This is a genomic window from Thiocapsa sp. (genome assembly GCF_011390875.1).
In the GTDB taxonomy this organism is placed as follows: Bacteria; Pseudomonadota; Gammaproteobacteria; order Chromatiales; family Chromatiaceae; genus Thiocapsa.
Map to the genome: position 1 here is coordinate 1 of NZ_JAABRP010000168.1, position 11,744 is coordinate 11,744.

An 11,744-nucleotide genomic window follows, 5' to 3' on the forward strand; every position below is an offset into this window, starting at 1 on the left:
GTCGAGAGCGGCGAATACGCGAGCAATAGCGATGTCGTTCTGGAGGCCCTGCGCGAGAGGGAGAAAAGGCGCGCGCTTCGGCACGATGACGTGGAGGAAATGCGACGACTCTGGGCCGAGGGTCTTGCCAGCGGCCCCGGCCGCCTCGCTGACATCGAGTCGATCAAAGACGCCAGGGTCAGGTCTTGTAATCCTGCGTCTCTGGATTGGGTTGTCGCCATGGCCAGACTACTCCGAATCGCGCTTGCGCGGGACCTGTAAGGATTTCGTAATCCCTCACCGCGAGGGAGTCAGGCTCGATAGACGGAGCTCCGGTGGCCCACGCGGAGGTTTTCAACGATCAGGCGGTCGTCTTCGATCCTGTACACCACGCGATACTGTCCTACTCGTATCCGATAGGTCATTGAAGTGCCGGCCAGTTTGCGGCAACCGTCCGGTCATGGGTTGACACCGAGGAACATAACAGCCTCGAGAATGCGCGGAAGGTTGCCGCACTCGATGTGCTTGCTCTCCTTGCGCGCGGACTCCTTCCACTCAATCCGATAGGAGGCCATCGCGTTCCAACTCATCCATGACTGCCTCGTGGGAAAGGGTTGGCTCACCGCGGCGCTCGGCGACGATGGCCAAGTCCGCGAGATCCTCGATCAGCGACTCGTATTCTTCGATCGGCAACACGACGGCCTTGCGATGTCCGTTGGCGTCCGTGATGTACTCGGGATGAAAGGCGTGCTTGGCGGTCACGAGAGGCTCCGGGAAACCGTAGGAGGTGGCAAACGTAGCCCATGGCAGGTACCGAGACAACGACGCGTGTCATGGGTTGGTCCCGGGGAGCACAAGGGTTTTGAGTAGGCCGGGCACTCCCCGATTCGACAGCTTCCTAGCGGATCCACAAGGTCTTGGCGTTGACGAACTCGTGGATGCCCGGGGCACCGAGTTCGCGCCCGTAGCCCGACTCCTTGATCCCGCCGAAGGGCAGGCGAGGGTCGCTCTTGACCAGTCCGTTGACGAAGGCGCATCCGCATGCCATCCGGCGTGCAAAGCGCTCGCCGCGACCGCTGTCGCGGGTCCAGACGCTGCCGCCGAGACCGAACCGGGTGTCGTTGGCGATCTCGAGCGCCTCGCCCTCGTCGGCCGCGCGCAGGACGGCCGCTACGGGACCGAACAGCTCGTCGTCGTAGGCCGGCATGCCGGGTCCAACGGCATCGAGCAAGGTCGCCGCGTAGAACCAGCCCGGGCGGTCCAAGGGCCGTCCGCCGAGGATCAGGCGTGCCCCGGCGTCGAGGCTTGCCACCACTTGCTCATGGAGTGTGTCGCGAAGATCCGCTCGCGCGAGCGGTGCCAAGGTCGTCTTCGGATCCATGGGATCACCCGGAACCAGCGCCTCGATCGCGGTGCGCAGGCGAGTGACGAACGTCTCGGCGATCGCGTCGACGACGATGAATCGCTTGGCTGCGATGCAGCTCTGGCCGGCGTTCATGAAACGCGAGCGCACGGCGGTCGCGACGGCCTCGTCGAGGTCGGCGTCTTCCAGTACCACGAAGGCGTCGGACCCGCCGAGTTCGAGCACCGTCCGCTTCAGGTTCTCGCCGGCGATGGACGCGACCCGTCGGCCCGCAGCGTCGCTGCCGGTGAGGCTTACGCCGCGGACGCGCGGGTCGGCGACGACACCCTCCGCGCGGCGGGCGTCGATCAGCAGTGTGCTGAAGACCCCGTCCGGGGCGCCCGCGTCCTCGAACAGTCGTTCGATCTCCAAGGCGCAGCGCGGGACGTTCGAGGCATGCTTGAGCAGGACCGGATTACCCGCCGCGATTGCGGGTGCGGCGCAGCGAAACACCTGCCAGAACGGGAAGTTCCACGGCATCACGGCGAGCAGGGGGCCCAGCGGCTGATGGACGACCATGCTGCGCGAGGCATCGGAGGCGATCGACTCGTCGGCGAGCAGTCGTTCGGCGTTCTCGGCATAGTAGTCGCAGACCAGTGCGCACTTGCCGATTTCGGCCTCGGCCTCGCCGATCAGCTTGCCCATCTCCAAGCTCATCCAACGGGCCAAATCCCGCGTTCGCGTGCGGAGGAGCCCGGCGACCTCATGCAGCAGGTGCGCGCGTTCGGCGATAGGCCGGGCTCCCCACGTCGATGCGGCCCGCGCTGCCGCGTCGAGCGCGGCTTCCAGTGCGGTCTCGTCGATCCTCTCGATCTGCTCCAGGGGCTCGCCGGTGTAGGGGTTGATCGATTGCAATGGCATCGGGGTGTCTCCTCCGTTTCGGTCGGTCGGGTCCGAGAATGGACCCATTTCGGTTTGAACCGCAACGGCGCCGGATGTCCCCTGGCGCTTTCGATCCGGCCGCCTTGTCAGCCGGGCGCCGCGGCGAGTGCGGGCCGTCGTACACGCCGAAACGCTCGGCGATCGCAGCACAGGTCGACACATGAACCGCCGTCGTGCCGGGCCTCAAGCGGGACCCGAGGCGATCCAAATCCGCCCGCCGTTGTCGGATGTGGATGACACTGAGAACGCCTCGCCATCCCTTGCCGACCAATGCGCGACCGAATGGCCCGTTTCGCCGTTGAGCTTAACGCCGGACGGCGTGACCTGAGCACAGAGGTGGTCCGAATCGGCGCGACGAGGCTTTAGACGACATCCGCAGTCAGCACCCTCAAACGCGAGGTGATCCCGCATGACGACCAATCGACGGACATTCCTGATCGGCACCTTGGCGACGACATTGACGTCCGGACGCGTTGCGCAAGCCATGGAGACAACCGGCGGCGCCGGACCGAGCGCCGGTATTCCACATGAGGCGCTGGTCTCGCTGCTGCTGGACTCCGATCGCGAGCGCCTCCCCGAGCATTTGGTGAAACAGATCCGTGCCGGACTCGGATATCAGGAGATGCTCGCCGCCATCGCCGAGGCCGCGGCCCGCGTCGTCTCGCCCTACCCGGTGGTGGGATTCAAGTACCACGCCTTCATGATGCTGCATGCCGTGCAGCGCACCGTCACGGAGGGTCGCGATGAGGATCGCTGGCCGTCGCTGCTGTGGGCGGCCGACGTGCTCAAGGCCAGTCAGGCGACCGAGGCGCGTCAGACCGGTTGGCGAATGGATCCGATCGACAGGGATCGCGTGCCACCGCCGGAGCAGGCCGAGGACGCATTCGTCTCCGCGATGGAGCGCTGGGATCCCGAGGCGGCGGATAGGGCCGTCGTCGGACTCTACCGAGCGGTTCGGAAGGAGCGCCTGTTCGATCTGCTGTTTCGTTATGCCGCACGCGATTTCCGCAGCATCGGACACAAGGCCATCGCGGCGACCAACTGCTATCGGTTGTTGCAGACCCCGGGTTGGTCGGGTGCCGAGCCCCTTTTGCGATCCTTGACCTACGCCCTGCAGAACCACACCGACGAGCCCAACCCCGCGCAAAGCGATCTGGCTGCCGATCGACCTTGGCGGGAGAATCTCAAGCTCGCCGATACCTTCCCATCGGACTGGCAGACGGGGACGCCGGAGCCGACGGCGCTCCCGGATCTGCTCGCCACCTTCCGAGAGGGTGGCGCTACGGACACCGCTCGGGCGAGCGCCGCAGCGCTTAGGCAGGGCGTCGACCCGCAGACCCTCTGGATGGCGATCATCCTCGCCGCCGGCGAGCTGCTCCTGCGGCAACCCGGCATCATCGCGATCCACGCCAACACGACCGCCGAAGCCCTGCATCAAGGCTACCGCCGCAGCGGGGACGACCGGACGCGCAGGATGCTGATGCTGCAGGCGGCCGCCTTCATGCCTCTGTTCCGCGATCGGCTCGGCGGCGGTGTGCGCCCTTTGAGGATCGACGGGTTGGAGCCCGAGGAATCCGCGGACTCCGCGGCCGAGCCGGACCGGCAACTCGGCGAGATCTTTGCCGCCATCGGCACCGACCGTGACGTCGCTGCGCGCAAGGCACTGGCCTATTTCCAGGGCACCGGGGGGCAGGCCGACTTCCGAGATCTCGGCCGGCATTACACGGTGGACCGCAACCTCGGCTATCACGACTACAAGCTCATCGAAGCCATGATCGAAAACGCCCGCCATCTCGAGGCGCCCTGGCAAGCCCGGTATCTTGCCGTCAGCCTCTATGATCTGAATGGACCGGGAACGCCGCAAAACGGGGCTGTCGTGCGTGCTCGCGAATTGCTTGGATCCTGAGCCGCCTTTCGTGCGTGGTCTGCGCTTTGCGCATGCGCTCTGTCGAGGATAAGCCCGAATGCGCTCTGGCGGAGAGGATGGAGGCTGTACTACGCTGAGCGGGAAAAGCGATATGGGGCGCCGATATGAAGATCCAGAGCACAGCGGGCAAGACCATTATTGCCAAACACCGGGTGGGGGGCGACACCGCGCCTTTCGCCTATCAGGCGACCGACCGCTACGGTGGGCTCGTGTCCTTCGTCTCCGGTGACGATCTAGCCGTGGGGGCGACGGTCATCCTTCCAAAGAAGCCGGATGGCCCGATGACCGTCGAGGAACTCTGGAAAAAGGGTGGCCAAACCATCCCGATCGCGGCCGGATCATCGGTGATCGCGCTCTCGCCCCAAGCCGCGCAAGCACTCGGTGCCGGCGAGATCACTAAGATGCTGGTCAAGCAGGTCGGCCTGCCCGAGCAGGCCGCCAATCTGCCGGCCGTCACCGATGCCGCCAGTATCGGCGTCAAGTCGCTGGACCACCCCTTGTTCCGGCACCTCGCGATCTTTTCCGCCGGCTTTGTGGCTGCGCTGGGGATTCAGAAGGTCTGGTGGCCGGATCGTCCTTGGCATGTCGCCTTGGTGACGGCGATTGCGGCGGGCGCGGGTGTCTGGGGACTCTATGCCCTGATCGAGTGGCTCGGGTGATGATTCTGCAGCTCCGCGGCGCGGGCCGACGCGATGCAGACCCCCGCGGAAACCTTGATGTACAAACCCATGTCATGGAGTACCAAAGGGTATTCGGTCGCGAATCATACGTGACTCGGTCGACTGCGCGGACGCCCGATCAACCCGATCCCCGATACCGATCTGGAGGAGGTCGCGCCGATGTGCGGACGCTACGCCCAATACAGCCCGGCCGATGCCATCGCGGACCTCTTCGGTGCCACCATCGAGAGCGAGGGCCTCGCCCCGCGCTACAACGCGGCCCCGATGCAATGGCTGCCGGTTATACGTCGGCGCCCGAGCGGGGAGCGGGTCCTCCACGCCCTGCGCTGGGGCCTGCTGCCGAGTTGGGCCAAGGACGAGACGATCGCCGCACGGCTCATCAACGCCCGCGCCGAGACGCTGGCGGAGAAGCCGGCCTTTCGGGCGGCTTACCGGGCGCGGCGCTGCATCGTTCCCGCCGACGGCTTCTACGAGTGGGCCAAGGGCCCGGACGGCAAACAGCCCTACTTCATCCATGCACAGGACGGCGCCATCCTGGCCTTCGCCGGCCTCTGGGAGCGCTGGACCCGACCTGCGGACGCAGAGGTGATCGACAGCTTCACCATCGTGACCACCGAGGCCAATCCCCGAGTCCAACCCCTGCATGACCGGATGCCGGTGATCCTGGCGCCCGAGGTCGTGGACGTCTGGCTCGATCGCACGGCCGATCCGGCGCGGCTCTCGCAGGTGCTGAGGCCCTGTCCGGAGGAGCGCCTCGCGATGTACCCGGTCGCCCGAGCCGTGGGGAATGTCCGCAACGAGGGGGCCGAGCTCATCGCCGCGGTGGCCGATGCCGATGTGGACCCCGCGGCGTGAGCTTACCGTGTGACGACTTGCGAGAGTGCCTTCGGGACGAAGTCGAAGTAGGGTGTGGCTACCGCATCGCCGGGGGCCGCCGCGACGGGCGCCGGCTCGCCGGCCGGTCCCAGCGATCGCACGAACCGATAGATCGCGACCAGGTCCGCGTCCGTCATCGCGCTCAAGTTGAACCAGGGCATCGGCGGACGCTTCGGCTCGCGCGCCCGCACCAGCCAGTCGGCCTCGGCCAGCTCGTTGAGCAGAAGCCGCAGATTGGTTGGGTAGGTCGTGCCCCAGGGGCCTTGGAAACCGACCGCGCTGCCGGTGAGCCACTGCTCGGTCGGGATCTCGCCGTTGCCTTGCATGTAGCCCTCGGTGTGACAGTCGTTGCAGCCGCTCACCTTGACAAGGTAGCGGCCGCGTTCGATGACCCGGGTCGGGTCGTTCAGGTCCGACATGGCCGAGTCGGTGAACGAACTCGCGACGGGCTCGACGAGCGGAGGCGTCGAATCGGCGAATGGCTCGGCGTTGATGCCCCAAGGGTCGGCCGTGCCCGAGAGGGGAGCCAGGACGAGGACGGACAGGGCGATGCTGCGAGCGTTCATCGGGATCATCTCCAACGGTGAATGGCGGGGAATAGGGACAGTTGGAAGGCTAGTCCCCAACCCCGCGGCGCGTTGCTAAGTCTTCGCTAACGGATTGCTAAAAATTCCTTAACCCCCGGATCCTCTCGGATCCGGGGGTTGGGAGATCCCCCGGAGACGGTTGCGAGCCGAGCGCTGGCAAGTCATCGCCGAGCTTGTAGAATTCCGGCATACCCGCCGCGCTTGGTGACCGGCCCGTGTCGATGCCCCAGATGGTGACCGCTCCGTTGTCCTCCGACTGCCCGCTGCTCGATCAGGCCCGGGTCGTTTTCCTGCTCGGCCCGGTTTCCATCAGTGTGGCGTCGCACGATGCCGCCGGGGTGCCGTCCCTCGCCCGCGCCTTCGGTTGCCGTGTCGCCGAGGATCGCCGGGAGGTCGCGGTGCTCGTGCCGACGCGGACGGCCGAAGCCCTGTTGCGTGATCTGGCCGCAGGCGCACCGATCGCGGTGGTGTTCAGTCGCCCCAAGACCCACGAGACACTGCAGCTCAAGGCCCCGGCGGCGCGTCTCTTGCCGCTCGGACCGACCGATCGGCAGCGCATGCGCGGAAGCGGCAGCGCCCTTGCCGCCGAGCTCATCGCCTTGGGCTATTCGGCGGCCTTCTCCCATGCCTTGGTCGCCCCGAGCAGAGAGGACGCGGTGGCCGTGGCCTTCTCCCCGATCCTGCTCTTCGACCAAACACCCGGGCCGCGGGCCGGGCGGCGTCTGGAGCCGCAGCCATGACGGTGCCGCTGAGTGCCTTGCGGGCCTGTTTCGAAGGCGCCGTGCCGGCGACCATTGCCACCTGTGCGGCGGACGGCACGCCCAATGTGGCCAAGCTGTCGCATGTTCATTTCGTCGACGACCGGCACGTCGCCCTGTCCTACCAGTTCTTCAATAAGACCCGCGAGAACCTGCTGGATCGGCGCCGGGCGACGGTGGAGGTGATCGACCCCTCGAGTGCCGCCCTTTACCACCTGCACCTCGAGTATCTGCGCACCGAGACCGAAGGGCCGTTGTTCGAGTACATGAAGGCGCGGCTCGCCGCCATCGCCTCCCACACCGGGATGAGCAAGGTGTTCCGCCTGCTCGGTGCGGACCTGTTTCGGGTCCTGCGCGTCGAGGCCATGCCCGGCGATGCCCTCCTGCAACCCTCCCCGCCGGCAGACCTGCTAGCCGGCCTGCGGGCCTGTGTCGTCGCCCTGGCCCGCTGTACCGACCTGGCCCAACTCCTCGAGGTCACGCTGACGGGCTTGGCGCAGCACTGGGATGTCCACCATGCAATGCTGCTGATGCTCGACCCGGATCAGCGGCGTCTCTATACCGTCGCCAGCCGCGGCTACCCTGAATCGGGCGTCGGCTCCGAGGTGCGCGTCGGCGAAGGCATCGTCGGCGTCGCCGCGGGGGCCCGAACCCCGATTCGCATCGGCTACGTGGTCCAGGAATACCGTTACAGCCAGGCGACCCGCCGACACTTCGCCGACAGTGCCGACGGCGGTGCGCTGGAGACCGAGATCCCGTTCCCCGGTCTCGCCGATGCCGGCAGCCAGTTGGCCGTGCCCTTGCTCAACGGCGATCGGCTGCTCGGTGTGCTCTACGTCGAGAGCCCCGTCGAGGAACGCTTCACCTATCAGGACGAGGACGCCTTCGTGGTCCTCGCGTCCCATCTGGCGCTCTCCATCGATGGGCTCTCGCGGGCCGCGGACCTAGCCTTCGAGCTACACCCCGTGTGTTTCCCGGCGTCCGTCGGGCCCCATGTGCCCGCAACCCTGCCCGAAGCTCGATCGACAGCCGCTTCCGGCGTCGAGACATCGGGCGGGCCGATCCAGATTCGGCACTTCCCGCACGACCACAGTCTGTTCGTCGACAATGAATATCTGATCAAGGGCGTGGCCGGGGCGATTTGCTGGAAGCTCCTGCGCGAGCACGCCGAGTCGGGACGCGCGGACTTCACGAATCGCGAGCTGCGCCTGGATACGTCGCTGCGGCTGCCCGAGGTCACCGACAACCTGGACGCACGGCTGATCCTGCTGCAGCGAAGGCTCGCGGAGCGCTGCCCGTTGCTGGCCATCGAGAAGACCGGCCGCGGGCGTTTTCGCCTGATCGTGAGCCGGCCGCTGCAGCTCGTCGAGGTGTCCGCTTAAACCGCGCCAAGCGCGGTATGCGATGTTTTTGGATGGGATCGGCCCCGGCAGACTTGACGAGCGTTGGAGTCGGCGCGGTTTAAGATATTAAAGAATTTGTTATTTTAAACCGTATCCCCGCTAAAGATTGTGGATGCACCAAACGTCGAGCTCACTCGAAAATGAGTATCTCGCTCTGGACGCGGTCTAGGCGGCGGCGCCGGACAGGGAAAGCGATAGCCGGGTCGCCTGCCGCGCGTGCCCCGATCCTCCGGGTGTTTCGTTCCTTGCGGCCAAATTTCAGGTCCCTCTCGGTATATCATCCCGCCGAAGCCAAACCGGGGAGCACACGCATGACCAGGATCGGAACACCCGGCGCCGCAGGCGCTACCCGCTTGATGTTGCTCGGCTCGGGCGAGCTCGGCAAGGAGGTCGCCATCGAGGCGCAGCGCTTCGGGGTGGAGGTGATCGCCGTGGATCGCTACCCGGGTGCGCCGGCGATGCAGGTCGCGCACCGCAGCCATGTCGTCAACATGCTGGATGCCGAGGCACTGGCTGCACTGGTGGCGGAGGAGGACCCGGCACTGATCGTCCCCGAGATCGAGGCGATCGCCACTGCGACCTTGCTGGAGCTTGAAGCCGCGGGCCGTCATGTCGTGCCCACTGCGCGTGCCGCGCATCTGACGATGAACCGCGAGGGCATCCGTCGGCTGGCCGCGGAGGAGCTGGGCCTGCCGACCTCGCCCTACCGCTTTGCCGATGACGAGGCCGGCTACCGTGCCGCGATCGAGGCGATCGGTCTGCCCTGCGTGGTCAAGCCGGTGATGAGTTCCTCGGGCAAGGGTCAGAGCACCGTGCGCAGTCCGGGGCAGGTGCAGGCCGCCTGGGACTACTCGCAGCAGGGCGGGCGCACCGGCTCGGGCCGCGTGATCGTGGAGGGTTTCGTCGCCTTCGACTACGAGATCACCCTGCTCACACTGCGTCACGGGGACCGGACCAGCTTCTGCGCGCCGATCGGACATCTGCAGATCGACGGCGACTACCGCGAATCCTGGCAGCCGCACCCGATGTCGGCCGGCGCGCTGGCCCGTGCGCAGGAGATCGCCGGTGCGGTGACCGATGCGCTCGGTGGTACGGGCATCTTCGGGGTGGAGCTGTTCGTGCGGGGCGATCAGGTGTGGTTCAGCGAGGTCTCGCCGCGTCCGCACGACACCGGGTTGGTGACGCTGATCTCGCAGGATCTCTCGGAGTTCGCGCTGCATGTGCGCGCCATCCTGGGTCTGCCGGTGCCGCACATCGGACAGCTCGGCCCTTCGGCATCGGTAGCGCTCCTGGCGGAGGGTCGCTCGCGGGATCTGCGCTTCGGCGGTCTGGATCGCGCACTCGCGGAGCCGGATACCGCCGTGCGTCTGTTCGGCAAGCCGGAGGTCGATGGCAAGCGTCGCGTGGGTGTTGCGCTGGCGCGCGCGGAGACGCTGGAGGAGGCTCGGGAGAAGGCCAGGCGTGTCGCGGAGGCGGTCGAGATCGAGCTGGCTTGAGAGGGTAGGGCGCCGAATCGCCGTTCACGGTCGCGGGGACGACCGAGGATGGCGATCCGACGGACCGTCGCTTAGCCCTGGTCGTGATAACCCAGGATGCGCTCGACCTCGTTCTTCGAGCCCAGGATGACCGGGACGCGCTGATGCAACGACTCCGGCTGCAGATCCATGATGCGCTCGGTACCCGTGATGGATCCGCCGCCGGCCTGCTCGACGATGAATGACATGGGGTTGGCCTCGTAGAGCAGACGCAGCTTGCCGCCTTGACCCTTGTCCTTCATCTTGCTGTCGATGGGGTACATGAAGACGCCGCCGCGCGTGAGGATGCGATGCACCTCGGCGACCATGGAGGCAATCCAGCGCATGTTGAAGTCTTCCCCGCGCGGGCCTTCCTTCCCGTCCAGGCACTCCTGAACATAGCGTTTGACCGGCGGTTCCCAGAAACGCATGTTCGAGGCGTTGATCGCGAACTCGCGCGTGTCGGCCGGGATGGTCATGTTGGGGTGGGTGAGGATGAACTCGCCGATGTTCTGGTCCAGGGTGAAGCCGTTCACGCCGTTGCCGGTGGTCAGGACCATCATGGTGGAGGGTCCGTAGAGCGCGTATCCGGCGGCGACCTGTTGGGTCCCGGCCTGGAGGAAATCACGCTCGCTCGGCGCGCCGTCTCCGCCCTGAATGCGCAGGATCGAGAAGATGGTGCCGACCGAGACGTTCACGTCGATGTTCGAGGAGCCGTCGAGCGGGTCGAAGGTCAGCAGGTATTTGCCGCGCGGGTATTTGGCCGGGATGTCGTAGATGGTGTCCATCTCTTCGGACGCCATCGCCGCCAGATGCCCGGCCCATTCGTTGGACTTGATGAAGACCTCGTTGGTGAGGATGTCGAGCTTCTTCTGGGTCTCGCCCTGGATGTTCTCGCTCTCGGCGCTTCCGAGCACGCCGACCAGCGCACCATGGTTCACCATGTTGCTGATGACCTTGCAGGCCGTGACGATATCGTTGAGCAGCGACGTGAAATCGCCCGTGGCGCCGGCCACGTGACGTTGCTCCTCGATGATGAACTGGGTGATGGTCGTGCCGTTGTGCATGGGTGTCCTCTTGGTTTTAAACCGCGCCCAGCGCGGTATGCGATGTTTTTGGATGGGATCGGCCCCGGCAGCCTTGACGACCGCTGGAGCCGGCGCGGTTTAAGATATTAAAAAATATATTATTTTAATCGCGACCCCGCTAAGGGCTGTGGATGTCCAAACGTCGAGCTCCCTAGAAAATTCAGCGTTTCGCTCTGGACGCGGTTTTGTTGCGTCGAACGCATTTAAGCAATCGGCAGTATAGGGTTTTCCGGTCTTGCCATAAACCCGGCGCGGAGTTGCGAAATGGCCGGTTCGGACGGTCAGCGCCCGGGCCGTTGCGCCCGGAGTCGCGCGAGCGCTTCTTCGGCCGCTTTGCGCGCCTGAATCTCTTGATCCAGACGCTGCTCGAGTGCCATGCGTGCCTGCCTCTCGGCCTCGGCGCGTTGGGCTTCCACCTCGGCGCGTTCCTCGGCTTCGCGCCAACCCGGCAGCACGAATGCGGCGTAAACCGGGTCGCGACGCATCGCCTCCGGGGGTGGCTGGGCGATCAGATCGTCCAACCGGAACTGAAGGCCGGGCAGGACGCGGGATCGGATCAAGCCGTCCTCGGGCGCAATCGGGACGTAGACACCCTCGGTGGTCAGCGTGTAAAAGGCCTGACGCTCGGGTTCGCGGTGCAGAATAATG

General features: G+C 66.0%; 11 protein-coding genes and 2 pseudogenes. 7 read left to right on the top strand and 6 right to left on the bottom strand.

Features of this window, described 5'->3' with window-relative positions:
* A pseudogene (locus tag GPT33_RS13575) lies at window positions 1–261 on the top strand (hypothetical protein); the annotation flags it as partial.
* Window positions 262–290: 29 nt separating this feature from the next.
* On the opposite strand, the gene GPT33_RS13580 reads toward GPT33_RS13575, so the two are convergent.
* The 3 genes from GPT33_RS13580 to GPT33_RS13590 all read right to left on the bottom strand — a co-directional run bounded on the left by GPT33_RS13580 (window position 291) and on the right by GPT33_RS13590 (window position 2,242).
* On the bottom strand, window positions 291–404 hold the full coding sequence (locus tag GPT33_RS13580; protein WP_296809797.1) for a type II toxin-antitoxin system RelE/ParE family toxin: 114 nt from the start codon (window positions 402–404) through the stop codon (window positions 291–293).
* A gap of 130 nt (window positions 405–534) precedes the next feature.
* Window positions 535–741, bottom strand: a complete 207-nt coding sequence (locus tag GPT33_RS13585; RefSeq protein WP_296809798.1) for a hypothetical protein — start codon at window positions 739–741, stop codon at window positions 535–537.
* 136 nt (window positions 742–877) lie between these two features.
* The gene (locus GPT33_RS13590) at window positions 878–2,242 is read right to left on the bottom strand and encodes an NAD-dependent succinate-semialdehyde dehydrogenase (protein ID WP_296809799.1); all 1,365 of its coding nucleotides are present in this window, start codon (window positions 2,240–2,242) and stop codon (window positions 878–880) included.
* A 430-nt stretch (window positions 2,243–2,672) separates the two neighbouring features.
* Here GPT33_RS13590 and GPT33_RS13595 point away from each other — a divergent pair, with 430 nt between their 5' ends.
* The 3 genes from GPT33_RS13595 to GPT33_RS13605 all read left to right on the top strand — a co-directional run bounded on the left by GPT33_RS13595 (window position 2,673) and on the right by GPT33_RS13605 (window position 5,725).
* Window positions 2,673–4,169 carry a hypothetical protein gene (locus tag GPT33_RS13595; RefSeq protein WP_296809800.1) on the top strand — a complete coding sequence of 499 codons (1,497 nt, stop codon included), beginning with the start codon at window positions 2,673–2,675 and terminating at the stop codon, window positions 4,167–4,169.
* A gap of 125 nt (window positions 4,170–4,294) precedes the next feature.
* On the top strand, window positions 4,295–4,849 hold the full coding sequence (locus GPT33_RS13600; RefSeq protein WP_296809801.1) for a hypothetical protein: 555 nt from the start codon (window positions 4,295–4,297) through the stop codon (window positions 4,847–4,849).
* Window positions 4,850–5,029: 180 nt separating this feature from the next.
* Window positions 5,030–5,725: an SOS response-associated peptidase gene (locus GPT33_RS13605; protein ID WP_296809802.1), complete on the top strand. Its 696-nt coding sequence runs from the start codon at window positions 5,030–5,032 to the stop codon at window positions 5,723–5,725.
* A 2-nt stretch (window positions 5,726–5,727) separates the two neighbouring features.
* On the opposite strand, the gene GPT33_RS13610 is transcribed toward GPT33_RS13605, so the two are convergent.
* Window positions 5,728–6,312 carry a c-type cytochrome gene (locus GPT33_RS13610; RefSeq protein ID WP_296809803.1) on the bottom strand — a complete coding sequence of 195 codons (585 nt, stop codon included), beginning with the start codon at window positions 6,310–6,312 and terminating at the stop codon, window positions 5,728–5,730.
* A 251-nt stretch (window positions 6,313–6,563) separates the two neighbouring features.
* Here GPT33_RS13610 and GPT33_RS13615 point away from each other — a divergent pair, with 251 nt between their 5' ends.
* The 3 genes from GPT33_RS13615 to purT all read left to right on the top strand — a co-directional run bounded on the left by GPT33_RS13615 (window position 6,564) and on the right by purT (window position 9,990).
* Window positions 6,564–7,073 (top strand): hypothetical protein, encoded by a 510-nt coding sequence (locus GPT33_RS13615; protein WP_296809804.1) that lies wholly within the window; start codon window positions 6,564–6,566, stop codon window positions 7,071–7,073.
* Window positions 7,070–8,473 carry a GAF domain-containing protein gene (locus GPT33_RS13620; protein ID WP_296809805.1) on the top strand — a complete coding sequence of 468 codons (1,404 nt, stop codon included), beginning with the start codon at window positions 7,070–7,072 and terminating at the stop codon, window positions 8,471–8,473. The genes GPT33_RS13615 and GPT33_RS13620 overlap by 4 nt, the downstream gene beginning before the upstream one ends.
* A 332-nt stretch (window positions 8,474–8,805) precedes the next feature.
* The gene (purT, locus tag GPT33_RS13625) at window positions 8,806–9,990 is read left to right on the top strand and encodes a formate-dependent phosphoribosylglycinamide formyltransferase (RefSeq protein WP_296809806.1); all 1,185 of its coding nucleotides are present in this window, start codon (window positions 8,806–8,808) and stop codon (window positions 9,988–9,990) included.
* Between the two features lie 71 nt (window positions 9,991–10,061).
* Here purT and GPT33_RS13630 read toward each other — a convergent pair whose 3' ends face one another.
* Both GPT33_RS13630 and GPT33_RS13635 read right to left on the bottom strand, forming a co-directional pair.
* Window positions 10,062–11,075: a class 1 fructose-bisphosphatase gene (locus tag GPT33_RS13630; RefSeq protein WP_296809807.1), complete on the bottom strand. Its 1,014-nt coding sequence runs from the start codon at window positions 11,073–11,075 to the stop codon at window positions 10,062–10,064.
* A gap of 302 nt (window positions 11,076–11,377) precedes the next feature.
* Window positions 11,378–11,744: pseudogene (locus tag GPT33_RS13635) on the bottom strand (Uma2 family endonuclease); the annotation flags it as partial.

What these genes read in the sequence shown, in the direction of transcription:
- GPT33_RS13580 (WP_296809797.1), bottom strand. Translation starts at nt 404, where the DNA reads ATGACCTATCGGATACGAGTAGGACAGTATCGCGTGGTGTACAGGATC.
- GPT33_RS13590 (WP_296809799.1), bottom strand. Translation starts at nt 2,242, where the DNA reads ATGCCATTGCAATCGATCAACCCCTACACCGGCGAGCCCCTGGAGCAG.
- GPT33_RS13595 (WP_296809800.1), top strand. Translation starts at nt 2,673, where the DNA reads ATGACGACCAATCGACGGACATTCCTGATCGGCACCTTGGCGACGACA.
- GPT33_RS13600 (WP_296809801.1), top strand. Translation starts at nt 4,295, where the DNA reads ATGAAGATCCAGAGCACAGCGGGCAAGACCATTATTGCCAAACACCGG.
- GPT33_RS13605 (WP_296809802.1), top strand. Translation starts at nt 5,030, where the DNA reads ATGTGCGGACGCTACGCCCAATACAGCCCGGCCGATGCCATCGCGGAC.
- GPT33_RS13610 (WP_296809803.1), bottom strand. Translation starts at nt 6,312, where the DNA reads ATGAACGCTCGCAGCATCGCCCTGTCCGTCCTCGTCCTGGCTCCCCTC.
- GPT33_RS13615 (WP_296809804.1), top strand. Translation starts at nt 6,564, where the DNA reads ATGGTGACCGCTCCGTTGTCCTCCGACTGCCCGCTGCTCGATCAGGCC.
- GPT33_RS13620 (WP_296809805.1), top strand. Translation starts at nt 7,070, where the DNA reads ATGACGGTGCCGCTGAGTGCCTTGCGGGCCTGTTTCGAAGGCGCCGTG.
- purT (WP_296809806.1), top strand. Translation starts at nt 8,806, where the DNA reads ATGACCAGGATCGGAACACCCGGCGCCGCAGGCGCTACCCGCTTGATG.
- GPT33_RS13630 (WP_296809807.1), bottom strand. Translation starts at nt 11,075, where the DNA reads ATGCACAACGGCACGACCATCACCCAGTTCATCATCGAGGAGCAACGT.